21 protein-coding genes and 1 tRNA gene are annotated in these 24935 nt (G+C 69.1%); 12 read left to right on the top strand and 10 right to left on the bottom strand.

Going from position 1 to position 24935, the window contains the following annotated elements; genetic code table 11:
* Nucleotides 1-137: 137 nt before the first annotated feature.
* A tRNA-Cys gene (locus BLU09_RS28380) sits at nucleotides 138-209 on the top strand.
* A 72-nt stretch (nucleotides 210-281) separates the two neighbouring features.
* Here the strand turns inward: BLU09_RS28380 and BLU09_RS28375 are convergent.
* On the bottom strand, nucleotides 282-1949 hold the full coding sequence (locus BLU09_RS28375; RefSeq protein ID WP_482805281.1) for a right-handed parallel beta-helix repeat-containing protein: 1668 nt from the start codon (nucleotides 1947-1949) through the stop codon (nucleotides 282-284).
* 97 nt (nucleotides 1950-2046) lie between these two features.
* Between BLU09_RS28375 and BLU09_RS28370 the strand changes: the two genes are divergently transcribed.
* The 3 genes from BLU09_RS28370 to BLU09_RS28360 all read left to right on the top strand — a co-directional run bounded on the left by BLU09_RS28370 (nucleotide 2047) and on the right by BLU09_RS28360 (nucleotide 6278).
* Nucleotides 2047-3966 (top strand): SpoIID/LytB domain-containing protein, encoded by a 1920-nt coding sequence (locus BLU09_RS28370; protein ID WP_090492966.1) that lies wholly within the window; start codon nucleotides 2047-2049, stop codon nucleotides 3964-3966.
* A 119-nt stretch (nucleotides 3967-4085) separates the two neighbouring features.
* Nucleotides 4086-5333 (top strand): energy transducer TonB family protein, encoded by a 1248-nt coding sequence (locus tag BLU09_RS28365; RefSeq protein ID WP_090492964.1) that lies wholly within the window; start codon nucleotides 4086-4088, stop codon nucleotides 5331-5333.
* A 27-nt stretch (nucleotides 5334-5360) separates the two neighbouring features.
* Entirely contained in the window at nucleotides 5361-6278 is a 918-nt protein-coding gene (locus BLU09_RS28360; protein WP_090492962.1) for a cation diffusion facilitator family transporter, read from the top strand.
* Between the two features lie 63 nt (nucleotides 6279-6341).
* Here the strand turns inward: BLU09_RS28360 and gcvP are convergent, their stop codons facing one another.
* The 3 genes from gcvP to gcvT all read right to left on the bottom strand — a co-directional run bounded on the left by gcvP (nucleotide 6342) and on the right by gcvT (nucleotide 10838).
* Nucleotides 6342-9257 (bottom strand): aminomethyl-transferring glycine dehydrogenase, encoded by a 2916-nt coding sequence (gene gcvP / locus BLU09_RS28355; protein ID WP_090492960.1) that lies wholly within the window; start codon nucleotides 9255-9257, stop codon nucleotides 6342-6344.
* Nucleotides 9258-9335: 78 nt separating this feature from the next.
* The gene (gene gcvH, locus BLU09_RS28350) at nucleotides 9336-9725 is read right to left on the bottom strand and encodes a glycine cleavage system protein GcvH (protein ID WP_090492958.1); all 390 of its coding nucleotides are present in this window, start codon (nucleotides 9723-9725) and stop codon (nucleotides 9336-9338) included.
* 30 nt (nucleotides 9726-9755) lie between these two features.
* Nucleotides 9756-10838: a glycine cleavage system aminomethyltransferase GcvT gene (gcvT, locus tag BLU09_RS28345; protein ID WP_090492956.1), complete on the bottom strand. Its 1083-nt coding sequence runs from the start codon at nucleotides 10836-10838 to the stop codon at nucleotides 9756-9758.
* 96 nt (nucleotides 10839-10934) lie between these two features.
* Here gcvT and metF point away from each other — a divergent pair, with 96 nt between their 5' ends.
* From metF to BLU09_RS28330, 3 genes are all read left to right on the top strand, one after another.
* Nucleotides 10935-11807 carry a methylenetetrahydrofolate reductase [NAD(P)H] gene (gene metF, locus BLU09_RS28340; protein ID WP_090492954.1) on the top strand — a complete coding sequence of 291 codons (873 nt, stop codon included), beginning with the start codon at nucleotides 10935-10937 and terminating at the stop codon, nucleotides 11805-11807.
* Nucleotides 11804-12226 carry a hypothetical protein gene (locus tag BLU09_RS28335; protein WP_011553094.1) on the top strand — a complete coding sequence of 141 codons (423 nt, stop codon included), beginning with the start codon at nucleotides 11804-11806 and terminating at the stop codon, nucleotides 12224-12226. Before metF ends, BLU09_RS28335 begins: the two co-directional genes overlap by 4 nt.
* 260 nt (nucleotides 12227-12486) lie before the next feature.
* Nucleotides 12487-13098, top strand: coding sequence for a DUF2378 family protein (locus BLU09_RS28330; RefSeq protein WP_186817958.1), 612 nt, complete (start codon nucleotides 12487-12489; stop codon nucleotides 13096-13098).
* Here BLU09_RS28330 and BLU09_RS28325 read toward each other — a convergent pair.
* Together BLU09_RS28325 and BLU09_RS28315 are read right to left on the bottom strand one after the other, a co-directional pair.
* On the bottom strand, nucleotides 13095-14618 hold the full coding sequence (locus BLU09_RS28325) for a sensor histidine kinase (RefSeq protein WP_090492950.1): 1524 nt from the start codon (nucleotides 14616-14618) through the stop codon (nucleotides 13095-13097). The two genes, BLU09_RS28330 and BLU09_RS28325, sit on opposite strands and share 4 nt — an antisense overlap.
* A gap of 443 nt (nucleotides 14619-15061) precedes the next feature.
* Nucleotides 15062-16012 carry an ADP-ribosylglycohydrolase family protein gene (locus BLU09_RS28315; RefSeq protein ID WP_090492946.1) on the bottom strand — a complete coding sequence of 317 codons (951 nt, stop codon included), beginning with the start codon at nucleotides 16010-16012 and terminating at the stop codon, nucleotides 15062-15064.
* Nucleotides 16013-16196: 184 nt separating this feature from the next.
* Here BLU09_RS28315 and BLU09_RS28310 point away from each other — a divergent pair, with 184 nt between their 5' ends.
* A complete protein-coding gene (locus BLU09_RS28310) occupies nucleotides 16197-17006 on the top strand; it encodes a class I SAM-dependent methyltransferase (protein WP_090492943.1) in 810 nt (269 codons plus the stop codon).
* On the opposite strand, the gene folD is transcribed toward BLU09_RS28310, so the two are convergent.
* The gene (folD, locus tag BLU09_RS28305) at nucleotides 16979-17845 is read right to left on the bottom strand and encodes a bifunctional methylenetetrahydrofolate dehydrogenase/methenyltetrahydrofolate cyclohydrolase FolD (protein WP_090492939.1); all 867 of its coding nucleotides are present in this window, start codon (nucleotides 17843-17845) and stop codon (nucleotides 16979-16981) included. The genes BLU09_RS28310 and folD overlap by 28 nt on opposite strands.
* 53 nt (nucleotides 17846-17898) lie before the next feature.
* On the opposite strand from folD, the gene BLU09_RS28300 reads away from it, so the two are divergent.
* Genes BLU09_RS28300 through BLU09_RS28285 form a run of 4 tightly spaced genes read left to right on the top strand, consistent with a single transcriptional unit; the run spans nucleotide 17899 to nucleotide 21618 of the window.
* Nucleotides 17899-18720, top strand: coding sequence for a TerB family tellurite resistance protein (locus BLU09_RS28300; RefSeq protein ID WP_090492937.1), 822 nt, complete (start codon nucleotides 17899-17901; stop codon nucleotides 18718-18720).
* 51 nt (nucleotides 18721-18771) lie between these two features.
* Nucleotides 18772-19485 (top strand): Smr/MutS family protein, encoded by a 714-nt coding sequence (locus tag BLU09_RS28295; RefSeq protein ID WP_090492935.1) that lies wholly within the window; start codon nucleotides 18772-18774, stop codon nucleotides 19483-19485.
* Between the two features lie 37 nt (nucleotides 19486-19522).
* Entirely contained in the window at nucleotides 19523-20518 is a 996-nt protein-coding gene (locus BLU09_RS28290) for an amidohydrolase family protein (RefSeq protein ID WP_090492933.1), read from the top strand.
* A gap of 8 nt (nucleotides 20519-20526) precedes the next feature.
* Nucleotides 20527-21618, top strand: a complete 1092-nt coding sequence (locus BLU09_RS28285; protein ID WP_090492932.1) for a quinone-dependent dihydroorotate dehydrogenase — start codon at nucleotides 20527-20529, stop codon at nucleotides 21616-21618.
* A 99-nt stretch (nucleotides 21619-21717) separates the two neighbouring features.
* On the opposite strand, the gene BLU09_RS28280 is transcribed toward BLU09_RS28285, so the two are convergent.
* From BLU09_RS28280 to exoJ, 3 genes are all read right to left on the bottom strand, one after another.
* The gene (locus BLU09_RS28280; RefSeq protein ID WP_090492930.1) at nucleotides 21718-22116 is read right to left on the bottom strand and encodes a DUF4097 family beta strand repeat-containing protein; all 399 of its coding nucleotides are present in this window, start codon (nucleotides 22114-22116) and stop codon (nucleotides 21718-21720) included.
* 389 nt (nucleotides 22117-22505) lie between these two features.
* Entirely contained in the window at nucleotides 22506-23660 is a 1155-nt protein-coding gene (exoK, locus tag BLU09_RS28275) for a spore coat polysaccharide biosynthesis glycosyltransferase ExoK (RefSeq protein ID WP_090492929.1), read from the bottom strand.
* The gene (exoJ, locus tag BLU09_RS28270) at nucleotides 23650-24930 is read right to left on the bottom strand and encodes a spore coat polysaccharide polymerase ExoJ (RefSeq protein WP_090492927.1); all 1281 of its coding nucleotides are present in this window, start codon (nucleotides 24928-24930) and stop codon (nucleotides 23650-23652) included. Before exoJ ends, exoK begins: the two co-directional genes overlap by 11 nt.
* Between the last annotated feature and the right edge of the window lie 5 nt (nucleotides 24931-24935).

Raw genomic sequence — 24935 nt, 5'->3', positions numbered from 1 at the left:
CGGGTGTCCGTGCACACGCACACCCGGGGTGGAACCTTCTGGTAACGGCATGGTAACGGGACGCATGCACCGCAGGCAGCTGTTGCATCCTTGACCGCGCGGTGGCGGGCTGCGTATAAAGCCGACCCCATCGTCTCGGCGCCATAGCCAAGTGGTAAGGCAAAGGTCTGCAAAACCTTCATTCCCCGGTTCGAATCCGGGTGGCGCCTCAAAGACACAAGGCCCGGTGCGGAAGTCACTCCGCATCGGGCCTTGTCCTTTTCAGGGGCGGAGTGGACGGGTCAGCAGCCGAGCTCCACCGCGCCGATGTCCGGCCCCCCACCGCAGAACGGGATGCCGATGTCGGCGCCCGAGTCCAGCGCCATGGGCCCCGGCGCGAACGCCGCCCCGAGGTCCGCCGAGCCGAGGCGTGAGGTGGTGTCTCCCGAGGAGGACTGGTAGGCCGTGAGGTCCACGGGCTTGCCGTCCTTCTTGAACTGGGCGCCCGCTGGGAAGAGGTTGTTGCCCATCTTCATCCCCGGGGCCATCGGGCCCATGCTCACCGCGATGGGGGCTTCCGCGAAGATGTTGTTCTGCACCACCGGGGACTGGGTGGGACCGCCGGTGCCGTGGCCGATGATGAGCGCCGTGGCCGCGCGGGTGACGGTGTTGTTCACCACCCGGGTGCCCTTCGAGTTCTCCAGGCGGATGCCCGTGCCCTCCCCGCCTCCGGCCTCGGTCATGTCGTACACGCGATTACGGCGGATGACGACGCCGGTGGGCGCGGCGCCGTCCCGGGTGCCGCCCACCGCGATGCCCTTCGCGCCGTCGTAGATTTCGTTGTCCTCCACCAGCACGTTGCTCGCGGAGTAGTGGATGACGACGACGTCCCCCCGCGCCGTGGAGGTCGGGAGGAAGTGGTGCATCCGGTTGTTGCGGATGGTCACCCCGTAGCACGTCTTGATGTCCACGGCGTTCTCGCGGTTGCCGTAGAAGTGGTTGTTCTCCACCAGCAGGTTCTCCGCGGGCGGCAGGTTGCTGAAGCCCTCGGGCCCCAGGCACTGCACGGAGTCACCGGAGTTGTCGTGGATGTCGTTGTTGCGCACGGTGACGTCGCGCGACGTGGGCTGCACCACGACGCCGTGCGAGTCCTCGTTGTCGGTGGTCTTCACGAAGTCGTGGATGTGGTTGTTCTCGATGATGGGCCCGGTGGCGTTGTTGAACGTCGTCACCGCACCGCCGCCCGTGCCGCCGTGCAGGTCCGAGTTGACGAGCATCGAGCCCGTCACGTCGCCCTCGAACGTCACGGCGAAGGGCGTCTGGCCCTCCATGTCGATTTCGAAGCCGTCGATGATCCAATGCGGCTGGCGAACCTGCACCAGCCCGTGCTCGCCGGGGCCCAGGACGATGCGCGGGCTGCCCTCGCCCTGGAGCGTGATTTTCGCGTCGGCCGCGCCCGGCTTCGCGTTGTCACCGATGATGACGCGCTCCGCGTAGGTGCCGGGCATGACACGGATGAGCTCACCCGGGCTCGCCAGGCCGATGGCCTTGTTGAGCGTGCGCAGCGGCTGCGCGGCGCTGCCGTCCCCGGCGTCGTTGCCCGACGTGCTCACCACCCACTCACGGGTGTAGACGGGCGCCTCCGCGGCGACGACCATCGCCGTGGCGTTGACGGCCGGCTGGGGCGAAGGGTCCTCGATGTTCACGTGGTCCGTGTGGTCCGGCAGCGCGGCCACCGGAGTCCCCGCCACCGCCTGCACGCCGACGGGCGGACGCGTGGCGAAGGTTCGAGTGGCCGTGGGCGACTCCGCCGGCCCAGACGCGGGCGTGGGCACGGGGCGAGGGGCCAGCGTCTGAACGGGCACGGGCAGCCCTTCACTGTCGGAGCCCGAGCAGGCCGCCGAGCTCAGCAGGAGCAGGCCCGTGGCCAGGAACGTCACCTTCAGGCAGTTGCCGTGTCGGATTTTCATGAGCAGGGGCAACGCCGGAAGCCCTGTGCGCTATTCATCCCCTCGAGTCCCGACACGCATCAGCCAGCCTGCCCGGCGGGCGCACGACGAACGGTCCGTGACAGCGTGGAGGTGCGACAGTACGGTGTCGCCCCCCGTGCGCCACGCCGTCACACAGCTTCTCGCCGCCGTCCTGCTCTCCGCCTGCGTGGCCTCGAAACCCGCGGCTGAAAGTCCCCGTGCATCCGCGACCGGGCCGGCCGTCGTGTCATCGTCCGAGGAGACCACGCCAGCCCCCCAGGACGGCGAAGCGGGCGCGACCGGCGCGGACGCATCGGCTCCCGGACCGGAAACCGTGGGCACGCCCGGAGCGTCGTCCGGCGCGACCGGCAGCGCACCGGCTGCCGCGCCCGACGGCCACGAGGCACCGTCACCGGGCACGGAGCCACCGCCGCTCGAGGACCCGCTGGCGCAGGGGATTCCCACGCCGGGAGACCTCAAGCGCCTGGACTTCCGTGGGGGTGAGCCTCGCGTCCCCGTGCGCCTGATGGAGGGCCGGACCGAGGTCACCTTCTCTCCGCGAGGCCGGATGCGCCTGCGCTTCGGAGGGCCCGACGAGAAGATGCTCGACGCGGCCGCGGGCACGCGCTGGACGGTCCGGGTGACGCAGGGGAGCCCGGCGGTGCTGTCCGCGCGCGTGCAACTGGCTGAGTTCCGCATGGCCGACCGCGCGGGGCTCCAGGCGGCGCTGGAGTCATGGCGTGAGAAGGGGCTCGCGGTCCGAGCCCAGGTCCTGGGCTCCGTCTACGGCATCGCCGGCAAGGTCATCGACAACCGGCGCACCCAGCTGCTGGTGGACGAGGTCCTCACGCCCGAGGCCGCCGGCCGCAAGCAGGCAGAGCTGCTGCGCAGCCACGGCGTCCAGACGACGCTCTTTGAAGAGGTGCGCACGCCCTCCAAGGCCATCCTGGAGGTGCGCGACGAGGCGGGCGTCGTCGTGGGCATGGCCCAGGACCGGCTGGACGCGGAGACGCCCGACGGGGCGGGCTTCGACGTGCGCCAGGTCGAATACGGCGTGGGCTACGACTTCCACGGCTTCGAGGACCGCACCTTCCGAGGCGCGCTCCAGCTCGTCGTGGACCGTTCGGGCCAACTGGCGGTGGTGAACGTCGTTCCCCTGGAGGACCTGCTCAAGGGCCTGGTCCCCGCGGAAATCTTCGCCCGCGCCCACTCGGAGGCGCTCAAGGCCCAGGCCGTCACCGCGCGCGGCGAGGTGCTGGCAAAGGTGGGCATCAAGCACCTGGCGGACCCCTACCTCCTGTGCTCGGAGCAACACTGCGCCGTCTACCGGGGCCGCACCGGTGAGGCCGCCAGCACCACCGCCGCGGTGGAGGCCACCCGGGGCGAGGGCCTCTTCAGCGAGGACGGCCGCCTGGTGGACTCCGTCTACAGCGCCGTCTGCGGCGGCCACACCGAGGACAACGACGTGGTGTGGGGCGGGCCTCCGGACCCCAGCCTGCGTGGCCGCCCGGACGTCATCGGCCCCGTGGGCGCCCATCCCCTGCCCGCCAGCCTGGAGCGCTGGCTGACGACCGCCAACCTCCCGGCGGCCTGCCGGCTGTCCAGCTTCGCGCAGCCCAGCAAGTTCCGGTGGGAGAAGCGCTTCACGGCCGAGCAGGTGGACACCCGCCTGAAGCGGCTGGGCGTGGGGCGCGTCCAGGCCCTGGCGCTGACGGACCGGGGCGTCTCCGGCCGCGCGGCCGTGCTGACCGTGTCCGGCGACAAGGGGGCCACCCAGGTGCGCGGCGAGCTCAACATCCGCCGCCTGTTCGGCATGCTCAACAGCAGCATGGCGGTGGTGGAGGCCGAGCGGGATGCCGGGGGCCGGCTCACCGGCTGGCTTTTCCGTGGCGGGGGCTGGGGGCACGGCGTAGGAATGTGCCAGACGGGCGCCATTGGCCGGGCGGAGGCCGGGCAGCGCTACCAGGACATCCTCCGTCACTACTTCAACGGTGCCGAGGTGGCCCCCATCTATTGAGGCTGGGAGGGGTTATCCTTCAAACCCGTGCGCGGCCCGCGAATCGACCTGACCTTTCACCTGTTCAGCCGCGAACGCGACGGGACTAGTCCGCCCGTTCGGAGGTTTATCATCCCGCCGTGAGCACGGGTTCTCCAACAAACTGGCGCCGCCGGAGGCGGCAGGGGTCGTCCGCGGGGCGTTTCGCCGCGGCGATTGCGCTCGCCCTGCTCCTCCATGCCGTCTACGTGGGAACCCTGCTGCTGACGAGTTCGTTCCAGGGCGACGGGAAGGCACGCAAGCCGGTGACGCGGCCCACCTCCGTGGCCGTGCGTCCGCTCACCGCCGACCAATGGGCGAAGAACCGCGGCAAGGCCTCCCCCCAGACGAAGTCCCAGACGTCGGAGCGTCCCAAGGCCCAGGACAAGAAGCCGGAGGAGAAGAAGCCCGACGAGACACCCAAGGGGCAGGTGGTGGACGTCGCGCCCGGCAACGACGAGGTGGACCCGAACGCGAAGTACCTCGCGGAGAGCAACAACCGCGTGGACAAGGAGACGCGCGCGCGGGAGCAGACGCCCTTCTACCGGAACGCCATGCCCCAGCGGACGGCGCCGCAGAATCAAGAAGGCCAGAATACGGACGCGCAGACGCCGCCGCGCATGGCCGGCAACAACGGCATGGGCAACGACGACCGGCCCGTGTCCCTGGGTGGCCAGAAGCCCGCCTTCGAGATTCCCGACGCCCGAAAGAAGAACGAGGTCGCGATGAAGACGGACCCGACGTCTCCGGGTCCGGGCATGACGGTGAACAACCAGAACGAGAGCGACGAGGTGGTGGGCAACTCCAAGCGCCTCAACATCCAGCCCGGCACCGGCGGCGAGGAAGCCGGCTCCACGGGCCGCGCGGGCGCTCCGGGGCTGGCGTCGCTGACGCCGTCGCGAGCCGTCATGGACAAGGTCCTGGGCGCCGCGCCCAACGACCACCTGCAGGACGCGGAGGAAGGCGATGGCACCCTCCTCAACACGCGTGAGTGGAAGTACGCCAGCTTCTTCAACCGCGTGAAGCAGAGCGTGGGCATGCACTGGAACCCCAACGAGCAGCTGCGCCGGAGAGACCCCACCGGCGGCATCTACACGGGGAGGGACCGGTACACGCTGCTGCAAATCACGCTGGACGAGCGCGGCCAGGTGACGGACATCCAGGTGGAGAAGAGCAGCGGGCTCGACTTCCTCGACTTCGAGGCAGTGTCGTCCTTCAAACGCGCGCAGCCCTTCCCCAACCCGCCGCCCGGCCTGCTGTCGGACGACGCCAAGGTGAAGTTCCAGTTCGGATTCTTCATGGAGATGGGCGGCGGCCCGAAGATGCGGCTGTTCCGCCAGCCCAACTGAGCGCGCACTGAAGTACCGTGCGGCCCCGTGGAAGCAACGACGCTCACCGACAGAAACCTCGCGCAGCAGGAGCGGAACCGGAAGGTCCGCAGGGTGCTGCTGGGCATCCTCGTGGCCAACTGGGTGGTGGCCAGCGCCAAGCTGATCTTCGGAATGCTCAGCCAGTCCGCGGCGGTGACGGCGGACGGGCTGCACTCGTTCATCGACGGCGGCTCCAACGTGCTGGGGCTGGTGGCCATGGGCGTGGCGTCACGCCCGGCGGACGAGGACCACCCCTACGGCCACGGCAAGTTCGAGGCGCTGGCGTCGCTGGGCATTGGCGCGATGATTGGCGTGGGCATGCTGGAGCTGGGGCGCATGGCGCTCGACTCCGTGCTCAACGACAAGCATCCGCAGGTGACGGGCACCATGGCGGCCGTCATGGCCTTCACCCTGGTGGTGAACATGGTGGTGACGCGGGTGGAGCGGTACTACGGGCGCAAGTACAAGAGCTCCCTGCTGCTCGCGGACGCGAGCCACACGATGTCCGACGTCTACGTCACCCTCGCGGTGCTGGCCTCCCTGCTGCTGGTGTGGCTGGGCTACCCGCGCGCGGATGGGCTGATTGCGCTGGCCGTGATGGTGTTCGTGGCCTGGGTGGCCTACGGCATCGTCCGGCAGGCGGTGGGCATCCTCTCCGACACGGCGCGCCTGGACCCAGACGAGGTGAAGCGGCACACGCTGGCGGTGCCGGGCGTGCGCTCCTGCCACGACGTGCGCAGCCGCGGCATGGAGGAGAGCGTCTACGTGGACCTCAAAATCGAGGTGGACCCGCAGCTCACCACCGCGCAGGCCCATGAGGTCGCGGACCGCGTGGAGCGCACGCTGCAAGGCGCCTATCCGCAGGTGGTGGACGTGGTGGTCCACGTGGAGCCGGACCGGGCCGCGCTGGACATGCCCGCGTAAAGACGAAGGCCGCCTCCCCGACCAGGGAGACGGCCCATGGCATCACCCGATGCGCGGGATGCGTCAGGCCGTGGCGGCCTTCGGCTCCGGCGTCATGTAGTCCTCGATGGGCGGGCACGAGCAGACCAGCTTCCGGTCACCGAGCACGCTGTTGAGCCGGCCCACGGAGGGCCAGAACTTGTTGTCGCGGACCCACGGCGTGGGGAACACGGCCTGCTCGCGCGAGTAGGGACGGTTCCACTCCGGCGCGGCGACGACACGCGCGGTGTGCGGGGCGTGCTTGAGGACGTTGTTGTCCTTGGGCATGCGACCCTCCTCGATGTCCCGAATCTCCTGACGGATGGCGATCATCGCGTCGCAGAAACGGTCCAGCTCCGCCTTGGACTCGCTCTCCGTCGGCTCAATCATGAGCGTGCCCGCCACCGGGAAGGACACGGTGGGCGCGTGGAAGCCATAGTCCATGAGCCGCTTGGCCACGTCCTCCACCTCCACGCCCGCCGTCTTCTTGAGCGGGCGCAGGTCGACGATGCACTCGTGCGCCACCTTGCCGCGCTTGCCCCGGTACAGCACCGGGTAGTGGGCGTTGAGCCGCTCGGCGACGTAGTTGGCGTTGAGGATGGCCAGCTTGGTGGCCTGGGTGAGGCCCTCGCCGCCCATCATCGCGATGTACATCCAGGAGATGAGCAGGATGCTCGCGCTGCCCCACGGCGCCGCGGAGATGGCGCCAATGGCCTCCGAGCCGCCCGTCTGGATGACGGGGTGCCCCGGCAGGAACTTCACCAGGTGGCTGGCCACGCAGATGGGGCCCATGCCCGGGCCGCCGCCGCCGTGCGGGATGCAGAACGTCTTGTGCAGATTGATGTGGCACACGTCCGCGCCCACCAACCCGGGCGAGGTGAGGCCCACCTGCGCGTTGAGGTTGGCGCCGTCCATGTACACCTGGCCGCCGCGCTCGTGGACGATGGCGCAGATTTCGCGAATCTCCTCCTCGAACACGCCGTGGGTGGACGGGTACGTCACCATCAGCGCGGCGAGCGCGTCCTTGTGCGCCTCCGCCTTCGCGCGCAGGTCATCCAGGTCGATGTTGCCGTTCTCATCGCACCGGGTGACGACGACCTTGTAGCCAGCCATCACCGCCGAAGCCGGGTTGGTCCCGTGCGCGGAGGACGGAATCAAGCACACGTCCCGGTGCCCCTGGCCGCGGCTCTGGTGGTACGCGCGGATGACGAGCAGGCCCGCGTACTCACCCTGGCTTCCGGCGTTGGGCTGGAGCGAGCAACCCGCGAAGCCCGTCACCTGCGTGAGCATCTGCTCCAGCTGCTCGAAGATGACCTTGTAGCCAGCCGCCTGCGAGGTGGGCGCGAACGGGTGCAGCCGACCGAACTGGGGCCACGTCACCGGAATCATCTCCGCGGTGGCGTTGAGCTTCATGGTGCAGCTGCCCAGCGGAATCATCGAGTGCGTGAGGGACAGGTCCTTCGCCTCGAGCCGCCGGATGTAGCGCAGCATCTCCGTCTCGGAGTGGTAGCTGTTGAAGACGGGGTGCGTGAGGTACGCGCTCGAGCGGCGCAGCGCCTGCGACACGGCGCTCTCTACGCCGTCTCCCACCAGGTCCGCCAACACCGGCGCGGAGGACTTGCCGGTGCCGGTGGCGAAGGCCGCCAGGATGTCCTCCACGTCCGCGGGCCGCGTCGTCTCGTCCAGGGCCACGCCCAGCGTCTTCTCGTCGATGCGGCGGAAGTTCATCCGCGCCGCCTCGGCGGCTCCCAGCACCGCGCGCACATGCGCGGCCGACAGCTCCACGCGCAGCGTGTCGAAGTACTGGTCGTGCTTCAGCTTGAGGCCCAGCTTCGCCAGCCCGCGCGCCAGCAGCACCGTCAGGCCGTGCACGCGCTCGGCGATGGCCTTCAGCCCGGAGGGGCCGTGGTAGACAGCGTACATGCTGGCGATGACGGCCAGCAGCACCTGCGCGGTGCAGATGTTGCTCGTCGCCTTCTCGCGGCGGATGTGCTGCTCACGCGTCTGGAGCGCCATGCGCAGCGCGCGGCGTCCCTGCGCGTCCTCGGACACGCCGATGATGCGGCCGGGCATGACGCGGGTGTACGCGTTCTTCGTGGCGAAGTAGCCCGCGTGCGGACCGCCGTAGCCCATGGGCACGCCGAAGCGCTGGGCGCTGCCCACCGCCACGTCCGCGCCGAACTCACCCGGCGGCGTCAGCAGCGTCAGGCTGAGCAGGTCCGCGGCCACCACGAACAGGCCGCCCGCGGCGTGCACCTGCTCGCCGAAGGCCCGGTAGTCATGCACCGCGCCGTCGGTGGTCGGGTACTGCACCAGCGCGCCCACGAACCTCTTCGAGCTCAAGTCCACCGTGCGGTGGTCGCCCACCACCACCTCCACGCCCAGCGGCTGGGCGCGGGTGCGCACCACGTCCACCGTCTGCGGGTGGCAGCCCTCGGAGACGAAGAAGGCCGCGCCGGCCTCCTCGCCCTTCTGGTGCACGGCCAGGGCCAGGGCCATGGCCTCGGCGGCGGCGGTGCCTTCATCCAGCAGCGAGGCGTTGGCCACCTCCAGCCCCGTCAGGTCCATGACCAGCGTCTGGAAGTTGAGCAGCGCCTCCAGCCGGCCCTGCGCAATCTCCGCCTGGTAGGGCGTGTACTGGGTGTACCAGCCCGGGTTCTGGAAGACGTTGCGGAGGATGACGTTCGGCGTGTGCGTGTCGTGGTAGCCCATGCCGATGAAGGACCGGAACACCTGGTTCTTCGCGGCGATGGCCTCCAAGGCCGCCAGCAGTTCGTGCTCGCCGCGCGCGGTCGCGAGCTTCAGCGGCTCCTTGGCGCGGATGGCGGGCGGGACGGCCTGGTCGATGAAGGCATCGAGCGAGTCCACGCCCAGCGCGGACAGCAGCTGCTTCAGCTCGGTGTCATCCGGACCATTGTGACGGCCGGCAAACGGCTCCTGATACTTCCAGTTCAAGGACATGGCTTTGTGGCTCGCAGGCGAGTCGTGCGTCGAGAAGTCGAGGACCGTCCCTAACAACCAGTCCCCGGCCCTTCACTCTCAGCTGTTCTGGAGCAGGGCGGTGTACGCGGCGGCGTCCAGGAGTCCGTCCACCTGCTTGGGGTCCGAGGGCTCGATTTCCACAATCCAGCCCGCACCGTAGGGGTCGGTGTTCACGGTGGAGGGGTTGTCCGACAGCCCGTCATTCACCTTCACCACCTTGCCCGTCAGCGGCGAGTACAGCTCCGACACCGCCTTGGTGGACTCGATGACGCCGAACTGCTTGCCCTCCGTCACCGTGGAGCCCACCTTGGGCAGCTCCACATAGACCACGTCGCCCAGGGACTCCTGCGCGTGCTGCGTGACGCCCACCACCACCGAGGTGCCCTGGACGCGGGCCCACTCGTGCTCACGGGTGTACTTCAGGTCGCCGGGGATGTTGTCGGCCATGTCGTTGCTCCTGGTTGGAACGGGAATGCTTCAGGGCTTCTTGTAGAACGGGGTCTTCACCACCACGGCGGGCACCGCGCGGCCGCGAATGTCCACGTCGAAGGTGGAGCCCTCCGCGGACAGCTCGGTGGGCACGTAGCCGATGCCAATGGCCTTCTTCACGGTGGGGCCCATGGTGCCGCTGGTCACCTCCCCCACCGGCGCGCCGTCCTTGAGGATGGCGTAGCCGTGGCGCGGAATGCCGCCGCCGGTCAGCTCGAAGCCCACCAGCTTGCGCTTCACGCCCGCGGCCTTCTGCGCCGCCAGCGCTTCCTTGCCAATGAAGGCCGCCTTGTCGAGCTTGACGATCCACCCCAGCCCGGCCTCCAGCGCGGTGTGCTGGTCGTCGATGTCGTTGCCGTAGAGCGCGTACTTCATCTCCGTGCGGAGGCTGTCACGGGCGCCCAGGCCACACGGCTTCACGCCGTCCTGCTGGCCTTCGGTGAGCAGCGCGTCCCACAGCGCCACCGCGTCCCCGGCCGCGCTGTACAGCTCGAAGCCGTCCTCGCCGGTGTAGCCGGTGCGGGAGATGAGGCACTTCACCCCGGCGACCTCGCCCTCGGCGAAGCGGTAGGTGCCAATCTTCGACAGGTCCGTCTTCGTCAGGCGCTGGACCAGGCCGGTGGCCTTGGGGCCCTGCACGGCAATCTGCGCGTAGTCGTCGCTCCGGTCCACGGGTGCCACACCCTTGGCGTGCGTCTTCATCCACGCGACGTCCTTCTCGCGGTTGCTGGAGTTGACGCAGATGAGGATGCGCTCGGGGCTGAAGCGGTAGGCGACCACGTCGTCCACGAAGGTGCCCCGCTCGTCGAGCAAGCCCGCATACAGCGCCTGCCCGTCCGCGATGCGGGTCAGGTCGTTGGAGATGAGCGCGTTGACCGTGTCCAAGGCGCCGGGGCCGGAGAACTCCACCTCCCCCATGTGGGAGACGTCGAACAGGCCGACGCCGGTGCGCACGGCCTCATGCTCGCCGATGACGGAGCTGTACTGGACGGGCATGTCCCAGCCAGCGAAGTCGACCATCCGGGCCCCCAGCTTGCGGTGTGCCGCGTTGAGGGGCGTCTGCCGGGCCATCTTCATTCTCCTGGAGGGGTGTGGAAAACGGCGCGGACTATAGCCGCGAGACTTGCCCGATCAAGGACGACGCGGAGCGTCTACACTGGGGCCGACATGAAGATTCGTAATCGGTTGAATCCTTCCGACCCGTGCTTCTCCTTCGAGTTCTTCCCGCCCCGGACGGACGAGGGCGAGGCGAACCTGCTCAAGGCGCTGGAAGACCTGGCGACCCTGCAGCCGGGTTTCGTCTCCGTGACGGAAGGCGCGGGGGGCAGCACGCGGGCGAAGACGGTGGAGTTGGTGCTGCGCATCAAGCAGGAGGCGGGCATCGAGGCGATGGCGCACCTGACGTGCGGGGGGCACTCCCCGGCGGAGCTGCGCACCGTGCTGGAGCGCCTGTCCGCCGCGAAGGTGGACAACATCCTGGTGCTGCGCGGAGACCCCCCCAAGGGCCAGACCGTCTTCGAGCCCGCGCCCGGGGGTTTCCGCTACGCATCGGAGATGGTGCGATTCATCCGAGAAGAGGATTTCAACTTCTGCCTCGGGGGAGCGTGCTATCCGGAGGGCCACGTGGAGACGCCCTCCCGTGACGACGACCTGCGTCATCTCAAGGCCAAGGTGGATGCCGGCCTGGACTTCGTGGTGACGCAGCTCTTCTTCGACAACGCGTTCTACTTCGACTTCGTGGAGCGGGCGCGCCGCGCGGGCATCAACGTCCCCATCGTCCCCGGCATCATGCCCATCACCAACTACGAGCAGATCCAACGATTCACGCGCCTGTGCGGAGCCACCGTGCCCATGCGCCTGGCGTTGCAGCTCGAGCGGGTGAAGGACAACCCGGAGGCCATGGCCCAGCTCGGCGTGGCCCATGCGACGGTGCAGTGCATGGAGCTGCTGTCGCGCGGCGTGCCTGGCATCCACTTCTACACGCTCAACAAGTCCCCGGCGACGCGGATGATCGTGAGCGCACTGCGAGCCCGTTCATGAGTGGCCCTGGAATCCACCTGCCCCCAAGCGACCCGCGTAGCAAGGTCCTCAACATCATCCGTCCGCCCGCCTTCTTCCTGCTGTGCGTGGGCGTGCTGAACGTCATCTACAACATCGCCGGTTTCGTGCTGGCGGCGCTGAAGGTGACCTCGCCCTTCGTCCCCGCGGGCGCGGAGGCGTCCACGCTGGAGCTGTCGCCCACGCTGGCGCTGATGCTGCTGGTGGGCATCCTCTGCGGGGTGCTGTCCGCCTGGGGCGCCATCAGCGCGCTCAACCTGAAGGGCTACGGACTGGCCACGGTGGGCGGCATCACCGCGCTCTACATCCTGTCACCCGGTTGCGTCATTGGCGTCCCGGTGGCCGTGTGGATGCTCTTCACCTTGCGTCGCGACGGGGTCCGCGAAGCCTTCCAGGCCTGAGCGTTCAAAACGCGGCGGTTGGAGCGTCGGCCAACCGCCGTGAATTGATGTTCAGGCCACACCGCCCGCGGCCACGCCTCCCGGCATCTGGAGCCCGGCGCTCCCTCTGACGCAGCGCCCACTCTGTTCACCAATGGCGCTCCCCCTGCCCCGGGGTTGCAGCGGTGCGGGCTTTCACACTTTCTCGGTTTCCCTCACTTTCGTAGCCACACAAGGAGGGGCGCGCACGTCGAGTGCCGCCTCCCAGCGCAGGGGTGGCCATGATTGCGTTTGAGGTCGAGCGGGAAACGCCTGAACCTTTGACGGAGCTGGCTCGGCGGCTGAGCCGCGCGGAGGAGAAGGACCGCGCCCGGGGCATGTTCTTCCTGGGGGCGCTGGACGTGGTCCGGAAGGAGGCGGGGGAAGCCGCCGCGGCGCGGTGCCTGGCGGCCTCGCGCGAGCGCGCCTTCGTGCCCTTCTTCCTGTACCCCATCACCAGCTTCCTGCGGCTGTCCTTCAGCGCCGCGGGGTTGCTGGCGCCGCGGCTGGGCGGCTTCGAGCCGGCCATGCGGACCATTGGCGCCCGGTCCGCGCAGGACTTCCTGAGCACCGTGGTGGGGCGCAGCTTCCTGGCATTGTCCGGGGGCTGCCCGCGCCGGCTCGTCAGCAACCTGCCGTCCGGCTACAGCACCGCCGTCAGCTACGGCGAGCGGGACGTGGAGTGGCTGGGCGAGCGCCAGGGCCGCCTCACCATGTTCCGCGACTTCATGCCGCACAGCTACCACGAGGGCGTGCTCCGCGCGGCGCTGGCCGCCATTGGCGCCCGCGACACGCACATCCGCGGGCGTGCCACGGGCCTGCTGGATGGCGAGTACGAGGTGTCCTGGAGCTAGAGGGCGACCTCGGCGGCGGGGCAACCCGCCGGGAGGCAGAGGGTGAAGACGCTGCCCTCCCCTTCCCGGCTCTCCACGCTCAGGGTGCCGCCGTGCTGCCGCACCGTGCTGGCCACGACTGACAGTCCCAGGCCCGTGCCCGCGGGCTTCGTCGTGAAGAGCGGCTCGAAGATGCGCTCCTGCATCGCCTCCGGGATGCCCATGCCGTTGTCGGACACGCGGATGATGAAGGCGCTGCCATTGCCGCCTTCGGCGAACACGTCCACCCGGCCCAGACGGCCCGCGGGCATGGCCTCCACCGCGTTCTGCACCAGGTTGATGAGCACCTTGCGCAGCAGCTCCCGGTCCACCCAGGGCGACTCCAGCGAGAGGGGGACGCTGTTCTGGATGCGCACGCCTTCGCGGCCCGGCACCACGTCCAGCACCTCCTCCATCAACGCGTGCAGCGAGCAGGGCCGCAGCTCCAACGGACGCTCGCGGGCGAAGTCCAGCAGCTCGGAGGAGATGCGTGAACACACCGCCAGCTCGCGCTCGATGATTTCCAGGAAGCGCTGGAGCCGCTGGTCCGCCAGCGTCACGTCCAGCTTGCGCAGGTGACGGACGACCACGGCGTTGGCGGTGCGGGCCGCGGCCAGCGGGTTGCGCAGCTCGTGGCTCACCGTCGCCGTCATCCGCCCCACCGCCGCCAGCTTCTCCACCCGCGCGGCCTGCTCACGGTAGGAGCTCATCTCCCGGCGCACGCGTGCCAGCGCGTGCTCATGGTCCACGCGCTCGTTCGCGTACGCGCCCTCCAGCAACACCTGCTGCACCGCCACGCGCCGCATCTCCCCCAGCGTCTCGCGGCACGCAATCACCAGCACCCCGTTGACGAACACCATCCAGAAGGAGTGTTCCAGGAAGCGCCACCACGCGGGATTCGACACGCCGAAGATGGACTCTGGCCACCAGATGCCGCGCAGGCAGTGCTCCAGCACCGCCGTGACGGTGGCGGTCGCCATCACGGCCGGGTCCCGGTAGAAGGCCAGGAAGGCCAGCGAGCCGAACACATAGAAGTGCGTTTCGATGCGGCCGCCCGTCAGGTGGATGAAGAGCGCGGCCCAGAGCATCTGCGCTACCGCCACCACGTGCCGCGTGACGACGTCCCCGGCTCGCAGCCGCACCAGCACCAGCGGGAAGGCGGACAGCAGGCCCCCCAGCACCACCGCCACGTGCAGATGGGGATGCACCACCCGCGACGTCCCCTGCCAGGCGAAGGGCGACAGCACCGCCGCCACCGCGATGGCGACCAGCCACTGCCCCACCATCAGCACGGCGAAGCGAGAGTCCACCCGCCGTCGCACGGCCTCCAGGTGCTCGCCGAGCAGTGCCTCCACCCGCACCTCCAGCGCGTCGACCCCACGTGTGAGCACCATGTTGCCGGAAGTCTCCGTTGACACGGTACCCTCCGTCCGCACGTTCTCCCCGCGTGTATGGCCGAATCGCCCCCGAAGCACAGGCGCGCCCACATCCTGGTCAATCATTGCGTGACTCACCCCGGCCATACCGGCCCCCCCGGATGAGTCGCCATCCTATCCCCTTACACACCCCTGGCAATCCAAACTTGTCGGAATAAGCAGACTGTTCCAACAAAAACATGCAACTTGCCCTCGGGGCTCGTTGATGACGGTGTGAAACACACCGTCACCCGCTCGTTCCATCGACAGGGATTGAACAAGCGTCGAACAACCGAGGCATGTGTCAGGGGGTAGGCATGGTGTCCATCATCTGCTGCCCCGGAGGGGCCAGCAACACGTACACGGGCTGACTCTGGGCGGGCGTGGACGGGCCAGCGTCCGACCCCTGCGTCTCCGAGGTCGGCACGGCGCTCACACAGACCTGGTCGCTGCCCGGCACGACACTCGCCAAACGCGCGGGCGCGCTCAGGGTCCATGTCTGCATCTGTGGGGACAAAGCCGGGTCAAGCTCACCGCACGGCGCACTTGAGCAGCTTCTGCAACATGGGATGTAACAACTCGCCCCCGCGCAACGACTCACGCCAACGCGCCGGGATGCCATTCACGCCGTGGATGAGCCCAGCGATACCTCCCGCCACCGCCGCGGTGGTGTCGGTATCCCGGCCCAGGCGCACCGCGGCCTTCACCACCTGTGCGTAGGTGTCGTGCTCGACCACGCACTGGCGCGCGGAGCGCAGGCAATCCACCACGTAGCCCGTGCCCGTGCCTCGAATCGCCTCCCAGCCCGGCGGCAGGACCTGCGTGTCCAGCTCAGTGCGAGCCTCGAAGCCTTCGGGATACAGCTTGCGGAACGTCTCCACCGCGTCCGTCCATGCATCCGAAGCACGCGCGCCCTGGAGGATGCGGCGGGCCCACAAGCAATACAGCGCACAGCACACCTGGGAGCGCATGTGTCCATGCGTGACGCGAGACTGAGTCATCGCGTCCGAGGCGAGCTTCGCGTCATGGCCTGAATGCCAGAGCGCCAATGGCAGCACGCGCATCAACGAGCCATTGCCGTTGTCTCGTTCGCCCTTGGGGCCGGCCATCAGCGCGGGCGTCCCTGCGTGGACCGAGGCCAGGGCCGTGCGTGTCTGGATGCCCACGTCGAACACCTGGCCATCCACCGCGAGGTAGCCCCACTCCAGCCAGTTCACCAAACGGCGGCCCAGGTCTTCTGGGTCCAATCGACCCTGGAAGAGCAACGAGTCCAGCAGGCACAGCGCATGCGCGCCATCATCGGACCAGGTCCCCGGCGGAACCCCGTCATGCGCGCGCTGGAAGCCCTCGGGCGGCTGGAAGTCGATGGCCTCGGGCGGTGGAATCCGCTCGGGTGCGTGGAACTCGTAGGGCACGCCCAAGGCATCCCCCACCAGCACTCCGTAGATTCCCCCGGCGATCTGCTCCTCGCGACTCGGCATGGTGCCGCCTCCCCCACGGTGAGGCGAAGCACGCTAGGACAACGCCCGAGCGCGCGTACAGCGGACGCACGCCGCGGAAACGCTGGGGGCCCTGCCTGTCGCAACAAAATTGCGCCTTCAGGCCCCGCCGTGCAGGCTTCCACGGGAACCGGGCCATGCCGAGCCCCCACGTCCAGGAGCCCCCATGTCCGCCGTCTCGCCCCTTGCCCAACCCGAGGCCTGGAACCTGGTGGCGCCGGAGTACGTGCGCGAGCTGATGCCCACCTTCGAGACGTTCTCCAGGGATGCCCTGCTCCGGGCCGGCGTGGTGCAAGGGACGTGTGTCGTGGACGTCGCCACGGGGCCGGGCACGCTCGCGCTGCTCGCCGCGCGCGACGGCGCCCGCGTCACGGCGGTGGATTTCTCCCCGGAGATGATCGCCGCCCTGCGCGCCCGGACCGTGGAGGCGAAGCTCGACATCGACATCCTGGAGGGTGACGGCATGGCGCTGCCCTTCGAGGCGAACGCGTTCGACGCCGCCTTCTCCATGTTCGGCCTGATGTTCTTCCCGGACCGGGCGCGTGGCTTCCAGGAGCTTCACCGGGTCCTGAAGCCGGGCGGCCGGGCCGTCGTGTCCAGTTGGACGCCCTTCGAGCGCTCGAAAGAGCTGCGCGCCGTGTACACGCGCCTCTGGGAGCAGCTGGGCGCGAAGCCATCGCAGCCGGGCGCCATCCCCCTGTCCGACCCCGACACCTGTCAGCGAGAGATGTCCAGCGCGGGCTTCACCCACGTCACGGTGAACGAAGTGGAAGGCACCATCGACTACCCGTCCACGGCGGCCATGGTGGATGCCACCACCCGCTCCAGCGCGCCCGTCATGCTGGCGCGCAGGGCGCTGGGCGCGCAGTGGGAGCCGCTGCTCTGGTCCATGCACGAGTACGCGCAGGCGGAGCTGGGACCGGGGCCCCAGCGCGTCACCCTCACGGCCTACTTGACGACAGGCACCAGGCCGTAGCGGACGGCCGCGTCGAGCGTGTTGCGCATCAGCATGGCGATGGTCATGGGCCCCACGCCACCGGGCACGGGGGTGATGAACGACGCGCGCTCGGCGGAGGCCGCGAACTCCACGTCGCCCACGAGCTTGCCGTCCGGCTTGCGATTCATCCCCACGTCAATCACCACCGCGCCGGGCTTGATCCACGCGCCCTTCACCAGCTCGGCCACGCCTACCGCCACCACCAGGATGTCCGCGCCCTCCACTTCCCGGCGCAGGTCGCTCTTGCTGTGGCAGATGGTCACCGTGGCGTTCTTCTGGAGCAGCATCAGCGCCATGGGCTTGCCCACGATGTTGCTGCGCCCCACCACCACCGCCCGCTTGCCCGCGGGGTCGCAGCCAATCTCCTCCAGCAGCCGCATCACCCCGTAGGGCGTGCACGCCCGGGTGGTGGACCGGCCCAGCAGCAGGTTGCCGGCGTTGAGCGGGTGGAAGCCGTCCACGTCCTTCTCCGGCTTCACGGCGGAGATGATGACGTCCGGGTCGATGTGCCTGGGCAACGGCAGCTGCACCAGGATGCCGTGCACCGCCGGGTCCGCATTGAGCTGGTGGATGAGCTCCAGCAGCGCCGCCTGGGTGATGCCCTCGTCCGGGTGGAGCTCCCAGGAGCGGAAGCCCACCTCCTCCGCGGCCTTCTTCTTCCCATTGACGTAGACCTTGGAGGCGGGGTCCTCCCCCACGCGCACCACGGCCAGCCCCGGCGTCAGGCCATGCTCGAGCTTGAGCCGGTCGACCTCCGCCTTGACCTCCGCTCGCACGCGCGCCGCAACTGCCTTGCCATCCATCAACTGGGCGTTCACCCGTGCCACTCTATGCGAAACTCCCCCGCCGGAAAGGGAGCGGAACGTCGGCCATGGGCGCAGGAACAGTTCTGGGAGCAATGCTGGGGTTGATGGCGGGGCTGCTCGTGGGCAGCCCCTGGGCCATTGTCCTGCTGCTCATCGCGGGCGGCTTCGCGGGGCGCTACTACGACGCCCAGCACGCCCTCCCGCCCGAAGACCCGGAGGCGCTGTCCGGCTTCTCCCACGCCCCCTACGCGTCCGTCCATGACGCCACGTCGGAGGCGGCGCTCGTGCCTCGCGAGGAGGAGCCCTACGAGCAGTTCGCCAGTGACTTGTGCGCCGTGTTCGTCGAGGTGGCCCACGCGGATGGCGAGGTCCGCCGCGACGAGGTGCGCGTGGTGCGGCGCTACTTCCAGACGACCCTGGGCTACGGCCCCGAGGCGCTGGAGGTCGTCCGGAGCCACCTCAAGGTCTTCCTGGCCCACCCGCCCGACCTGGACGCGGCCGTCAGCGCCTGCCATGCCCAGCTCCCCTCGGCCGAGCGGCACCGGCTGCTGGACACGCTCTACGAGCTGGCGCTGGCCGACGGAGGAATGCAGCGCTCCGAACGGGAGGTCCTGCGCCGCGTCGCCGAGGGCCTGGGCATCTCCGAGGCGGACGAGCAGGCCATCATCGCCCTGCACCTGGGCGCCGGGGATGAACACTACGCCGCGCTGGGCCTGACGCCGGACGCCACCGACGTCGAGGTGAAGCGAGCCTTCCGGTTGCTCGCCGCGGAGCACCACCCCGACAAATCCGCCCACCTCGGCCGTCAGGCCGCCGAGCAGGCCGCCCGTCGCTTCCAGCAGATCCGCGACGCCTACGAAGAGATTCGGCGCCTGCGCGGGCTGTAGCGCCGGATTACATCCCTCACAGTCGCCCACGACGAGGACGCACTTTCCGCCATGAGTCAGCAGCGCAACGGCCCCAAGAAGAAGGAAGCGGCTTTCAGCAACAACCCCTTCAAGTCCGCCATCCAGGTGTTGAAGGACCAGGAGAAGAAGGAGGCGCAGGAGAAGGCCGCGGCGGAGGTCGCGAAGCGCAAGGCCGCGGCGCCCCCGCCCCGGGCCACGAAGGCACCCAAGGTCCGCGAGGAGGACGATGCCTCCCTCTTCTTCTCCGCCATGGACGGCGTGCAGCAGCTCACCAACCGGGGCGAAGCGCCCGCGCCCAACCCGCGCCTGCCGGCCATCATCGATGAAAACGCGGAGGCGCTCGCGCAGCTCTCCGAGCTGGTCGCCGGCCAGGGCGACTTCGACTTCACCGGCACGGATGAGTACATCGAAGGCGCGAGCCCCGGCATCGACCGGAACCTGCTGCGCGCGCTGCGCCGGGGCGACTTCGCCATCCAGGGACAGCTGGACCTGCACGGGAAGACACAGAACGAGGCGCGCGACGCGCTGGAGCGCTTCCTGGGTGACAGCCGCCGCGCGAAGAAGCGCTGCGTGCTCGTCGTCCACGGTCGCGGTTTGAACTCCAAGGACCAGATTCCCGTGCTGAAGGAGCGGCTCAAGGGCTGGCTGTCCGAAAAGCGGATTGGCCGGATGGTGCTGGCGTTCGCCAGCGCACGGCCTCAGGACGGGGGCACCGGCGCGGTGTACGTGCTGCTCCGGCGGTAGTCTTTACGCGCGCCCGGCACTGTGCATACATGCCGACATGGCACGCGATCTGATCGACCTGCATATCCACGTGGGTGGCGCTGTGGCGCCCCACATCCTCTGGTCCATCGCCCACCAGCAGGGCTTCAAGCTCCCGGTGAAGAACTACTTCGACTTCGTGGAGCTCATCACCTCCCGTCCGGGCAAGGTGGGAAGCCTGGACGACTACCTGAAGATCCTCCACACCTGGACGGAGAAGATCCAGTCGTCCCCCAGCGCGATTGAGCGCTCCGTCTACGAGGTCATCGGCAAGGAGTACCGCGGCAGCCGCGTGACGCAGATGGAGCTGCGCTTCAACCCGATGAAGCGCAACCTGAACTCCGAGCTGGACCTGGACCACATCATCCACGCCGCGCTGCGCGGCATGGACCGCGCGGTGCTGGAGTACGGCGTGAAGATGGGCCTCATCTTCTGCCTGGCCCGCGAGTTCGACCACCGGCTCAACAGCATCATCGTGGACAAGGCCATCAAGTACCGCACGCGCGGCGTGTACGGCATCGACCTGGCCGGCACGGAGACGAACGCCATGGAGCTGAAGCCGGAGGTCGTCACCCAGTACGAAGAGCTCTTCTCGCGGGCGCGCCGCGCCGGCCTCAAGTGCACGGTGCACACCGGCGAGACGCGTGGCACCGGCGCCGAGGGCGTCATGGCCGTGGTGGAGAAGCTCCAGCCGCACCGCATCGGCCACGGCATCCGCGCCGCCTACGACGAGCACGCGATGAAGGTGCTGCGCGAGCGCGACATCGTCCTGGAGCTGTGCCCCACGTCCAACCTGCACACCAAGGCCGTGGAGGGCGTGGAGGAGCTGCGCCACATCATCCGCACCTTCTGGGACCGCAAGGTGAAGTTCACCATCAACACCGACGGCCCCTACCTGCTGGAGACGGACATGCGGCGGGAGATCGACATCATCGAACAGAACGGCATCCTCACGCCCGAGCAGGTGGATCAGACGCTCGCCTGGGCCCGTGAGGCCTCGTTCATCCCCGCGTGAGCCACGCCATGTACGGACTCACCCGCTCGCTCCTCTTCCAGCTCTCCGCGGAGCGCGCGCACCGGCTCGGCATGGCGGGGCTCCACTACCTGGGCCGCTCACGCGACTTGTGCGAGTCCCTGCGCGAGAAGGCCCTGGAGGGCGCCCCGCCCAGCCTGGCCATCGAGGTGGCCGGCCTGCGCTTCGCCCACCCCGTGGCCCTGGCCGCCGGCCTGGACAAGGACGCGGAGGCGGTGGACGGCCTCTTCGCCTGCGGCTTCTCCGGGGTGGAGATTGGCACCCTCACGCCCAGGCCCCAGCCCGGCAACCCCAGCCCTCGCCTGTTCCGCCTGCCGGAGCACCGCGCGATCATCAACCGCATGGGCTTCAACAACCACGGCGCGACCCAGGCCGCCGCGCGGCTGAGGATGCAGACGTGGCGTCCGGGCCCGCTGGGGGTGAACATCGGCAAGAACAAGGACACGCCGCTGGAGCAGGCCGTGGATGACTACGTGGCCTGCGTGGACGCGCTGGCGCCCCTGGGCGACTACGTGGTGGTCAACGCCTCGTCCCCCAACACGCCGGGCCTGCGCAAGCTCCAGGAGCCCGAGCAGTTGGGGCAGCTCCTGGGCGCGGTGCAGGAACGCCTGGCCACCGTGGCCCCGGGCAAGCCGCTGTTCCTCAAGATTGCCCCGGACCTGTCCCCCGAGGCCGTGGACGAGGTGGTGGATGTCGCGCGGGCCCAGAAGCTCGCCGGCCTCATCGCCACCAACACCACCGTGGCCCGGCCCTTCGAGCATCCCCTGGCGAAGGAAGCCGGCGGCCTGTCCGGCGCGCCCGTCCGTGAGCCCGCCAACGCCGTCATCCGCCGCGCCTGGCTGCGCAGTGGGGGCGCGCTGCCCATCATCGGCGTGGGGGGCGTCTTCACCGCCCAGGACGTCTACGAAAAGCTGCGCGCGGGGGCGTCGGTGGTGCAGGTGTACACGGGCTTCATCTACGAGGGCCCAGGCATGGTGGGAAACATCCTCCCCACCCTGGCCACCCTGCTCGCCCGCGACGGCTACAAGCAGGTCCGCGACGTCATCGGCGCCGAGCACCGGAAGCCGGGCGCACCCAACTGACGCACCGCATCAATCCGTGGACAAAAAATGAGCGCTCGCCGGCGCCTTGGAGTTTCACCGGCGAGCGCCCCGGGCCCAGTGCTTGACGGGCCTCGAAAGCTATTGCTGCACGGTGAGCGAGCCGCCGACCGTGCTGACATCCACCGCGTGGGTGCCCGAGCCATACGTCTGCTCGCGGCCGCCCAACCTCGCGGGACTGTCGTTGAAACGACCACCGACAGTATTGAATTCCAACCTCACATCCGCCTGGGCCGGCAGCTTCAGCCGGACATCCCCGCCCACTGAGGACACAGAAGTAGCCACGACCTTCCGCGGTGCCAATGCCACGGTGCCGTTCACCGTGCTGACATCCAACCGCTCCTCCGAGCCGCTCACGTCCACACGGCCATTGACTGTCGCCAGCGACTGCCGCCCCTTCACGCCCGCCACCGTCACCGGACCACCCACCGTCGCCAAATCCAAACGCGCCCGCCGTGGCACCTTCGCCGTGAACTTCACCGAGGGCCCGCTCCGACGGCAGGACCACGTTTCTTGTTCACACGGACCGCAACAAACCCGCGCTCGAATGGCACCCTTTTCTTGGACGACTTCCACGCCCACTTCGTTCCGAGAACTCTCCGCGCCTTCCCAAACAACCGTGATTACCACGTCATTCCCGTCTACCGCATCTACGCGCACCGCGCCATCAACATTGCCGATGTGAACTTCAGGCGTACCGTCCGTGTTGAACGTCCACGTCTGGGTGGACGGCGCGGCGGCGAGGATGAGCAGCAAGGGCAGGACCATGTGCGGGCTCCGGAAGAGGTGGGATGCCCCCTTCCCTACGCCCCGGCCCCGCCCTCATTGCGCCCGGTGGAGACGCAGTATCCACACCGCTCTGACATGCCTCAGGCGTCCGCGCCCCGGGCAATCCGCTGATACAGCGCGTCATGGCGCCGGACCATCTTCTCCAGGGAGAGCTCGCGCGCCACGAAGTCCCGCGCCGCATGCCCCATGCTTCTCGCCTTCTCGGGATTCGCGAGAAGCTGACGGAAGGCCTGGGCCAGCTGAGCGGGACGCTCCGGGTCCACCACGAGGCCGCGTTCGCCATCGCGAACCAGGTCGGTGTTGCCACCCACGCGCGTCACCACCATGGGAAGCCCCGCGGCCATGCCCTCCATCACCGCGTTGGACATGCCCTCCGCGGTGGAGCAGAGGACGCCGAAGGTCGCCCGGGCGTAGATGGCGGGCACGTCCGTGCGGTGCCGTAAGAAGTGCACGGTATCGGACACGCCCAGCTCACCCGCCAGCTTCTCCAAGTCCGGCCGGCGCGGACCATCCCCCACCAGGAAGGCGTGCAGCGTGGTGCCGGAATGGCGCAGCTGGGCCAGCGCGAGCAGCAGGTCCTCCTGACGCTTCACCGGGTGATTCATGTTGGCCACGTGAACCACCACCGGCGCGGCCCCCGTGTCGGGGAGCGGCCCGCGCAGCCCTTCGCGCCTGCGGGACTCGAAGCGCGGCAAGTCCAGGCCGTTGTGGATGACGGACACGCGCGAGGCCGGCAAGCCCTCCTCGGTGATGAGCTGGTGGCGGATGGCCTCCGCGTTGCCAATCACATGGTCCGCCATGCGGCACAGCCGTGACTGCACCGCGCGCCGCGCCCGTCCCTGCCAGTGCGCCAGGTCCAACCGGCCCACGATGACCTTCGTGCCCGCGAGCTTCGCCGCCGGCACGGCCACCATCGTGGAATAGAAGTCATGCACGTGCACCAGCTCCACGCGGTTCGCCTTGAGCCAGCGCGCCATGCGGTACACCTGATACGCCGTGTTCGGCTGCACCACGGAGCCCTTGAGCGGGAAGGCCGCGGGCGCGTGGCCCAGCTTCCACACCGCGCCAATCAGCGGCCCCGAATCATCCAGCACGGACACCTGCAACCGGTAGCTGGCGGGCAGTCCCCGCAACAGCTCCAGCACCTGCACCTCGGTCCCTCCAATGTGGAAAGACCGGGTGAACTGAACCAGGCGGAGGGGCTCCTGCCCCATCCGCGCCTCCTCACGCCGCATGTCCGGACCCCTCCCACGTCGCCACCACCGGCCCGCTCGGAGCCGGAACCCGTTGCATGTCCGCCGCCTCGGACGCGCGCGCCACCCGGTGCGCCGCCGCCGCCAGGCCGAAGAGCACGTAGCAGTGCGCGGACAGGATGTAGCCGGAGAACAAGTCACACACGAGGTAGCCCACGACTGACGCGGACAAGGCTCGCGCCAGCCACCCCACTTCCTTGTCCCGCGACGCCTCGAAGGCGCCGCCTGCGGCCCCCCCCGTGAACACCATGAAGAACAACAGGCCCACCCAGCCCAGCTCGCCGATGACGTCCAGGAAGATGTTGTGGGCCACGTACGCCCGGCGCGCCTCGGGGGGCGCGTACATGGGCCACGCGTAGCGGAAGCCGCCCGCCCCCACGCCCAGCAGCGGCTTGTCCAGGCTGATGCGGCTGGCCACCTGCCACGCGTAGACGCGGCCCATGGCGGACGCGTCCTCGTGGAACTCGGCCACCGTCTCGTTGCGCTGCCAGAAGCTCTGCGGCGCGAAGACGAGCAGCCCCATCACGAAGAGCGAGCCCACGACAATGGCCTGGATGCGGCGCTTCTCGCGGATGGCCCACAGCGCCATGGCCGCGGAGAGACCGATGAAGCCGCCGCGCGAGTGCGAGACGACGATGGCCGCCACCGCCAGGATGGCCGCCGTCAGACACGCCAGACGCCACACCCAGCCGCTGCCCTTGCGAGCCACGAAGGCCACCGCCAGCGGCACCACCAGCGCTAGGTTCATGGCCATGTGGTTCGGGTCCGCGTAGACACCCACCCAGCGCGCGCGGAAGCCTTCCACCAGGTCCTCGCCCACCAGGTACCAGTTGATGGCGCCAAAGGACGTCACCACCGACGCCAGCACCATGGCCCCGCACACCACCGCCAGCCGGCGGCCGGTGGTGATGACGTTGACGAAGGTGATGTAGATGGCGGTCAGCTTCAGCAGCTCGACGCCCGTGGTGGTCGTCACCTCCGGATTCACGGACCAGCCGACGGACGCCACCGCCAGCGTGGAGAAGGCGATCAGCGCCAGGCCGCGCGAGCCGTCCACGTACAGCGGCTCCGCCCGCCCCAGCCGGCGTATCACCATGAGTCCCGCCGCCAGCCCCGACGTCACCAACGCGAGGCGCAGCGGTGCGAGCGCCGGGATCCACTCACCCGGCGCCGCGTACATGACCGCCGCGAAAGCGGTCAGCGCATAGAAGGCCCACACGTCACGGCGCTGCCCCTGCTCTCCCAGCACCATTCACC

Origin of the sequence: Myxococcus virescens, from assembly GCF_900101905.1 — a bacterium.
GTDB lineage: Bacteria > Myxococcota > Myxococcia > Myxococcales > Myxococcaceae > Myxococcus > Myxococcus virescens.
This window is presented reverse-complemented; position numbering and strand designations above follow the sequence as displayed.

Coding starts and splice junctions, on each gene's coding strand:
- BLU09_RS28375 (WP_482805281.1), bottom strand. CDS start 1,949: ATGAAAATCCGACACGGCAACTGCCTGAAGGTGACGTTCCTGGCCACG.
- gcvP (WP_090492960.1), bottom strand. CDS start 9,257: ATGTCCTTGAACTGGAAGTATCAGGAGCCGTTTGCCGGCCGTCACAAT.
- gcvH (WP_090492958.1), bottom strand. CDS start 9,725: ATGGCCGACAACATCCCCGGCGACCTGAAGTACACCCGTGAGCACGAG.
- gcvT (WP_090492956.1), bottom strand. CDS start 10,838: ATGGCCCGGCAGACGCCCCTCAACGCGGCACACCGCAAGCTGGGGGCC.
- metF (WP_090492954.1), top strand. CDS start 10,935: ATGAAGATTCGTAATCGGTTGAATCCTTCCGACCCGTGCTTCTCCTTC.
- BLU09_RS28335 (WP_011553094.1), top strand. CDS start 11,804: ATGAGTGGCCCTGGAATCCACCTGCCCCCAAGCGACCCGCGTAGCAAG.
- BLU09_RS28330 (WP_186817958.1), top strand. CDS start 12,487: ATGATTGCGTTTGAGGTCGAGCGGGAAACGCCTGAACCTTTGACGGAG.
- BLU09_RS28325 (WP_090492950.1), bottom strand. CDS start 14,618: ATGATTGACCAGGATGTGGGCGCGCCTGTGCTTCGGGGGCGATTCGGC.
- BLU09_RS28315 (WP_090492946.1), bottom strand. CDS start 16,012: ATGCCGAGTCGCGAGGAGCAGATCGCCGGGGGAATCTACGGAGTGCTG.
- BLU09_RS28310 (WP_090492943.1), top strand. CDS start 16,197: ATGTCCGCCGTCTCGCCCCTTGCCCAACCCGAGGCCTGGAACCTGGTG.
- BLU09_RS28300 (WP_090492937.1), top strand. CDS start 17,899: ATGGGCGCAGGAACAGTTCTGGGAGCAATGCTGGGGTTGATGGCGGGG.
- BLU09_RS28295 (WP_090492935.1), top strand. CDS start 18,772: ATGAGTCAGCAGCGCAACGGCCCCAAGAAGAAGGAAGCGGCTTTCAGC.
- BLU09_RS28290 (WP_090492933.1), top strand. CDS start 19,523: ATGGCACGCGATCTGATCGACCTGCATATCCACGTGGGTGGCGCTGTG.
- BLU09_RS28285 (WP_090492932.1), top strand. CDS start 20,527: ATGTACGGACTCACCCGCTCGCTCCTCTTCCAGCTCTCCGCGGAGCGC.
- exoK (WP_090492929.1), bottom strand. CDS start 23,660: ATGCGGCGTGAGGAGGCGCGGATGGGGCAGGAGCCCCTCCGCCTGGTT.
- exoJ (WP_090492927.1), bottom strand. CDS start 24,930: ATGGTGCTGGGAGAGCAGGGGCAGCGCCGTGACGTGTGGGCCTTCTAT.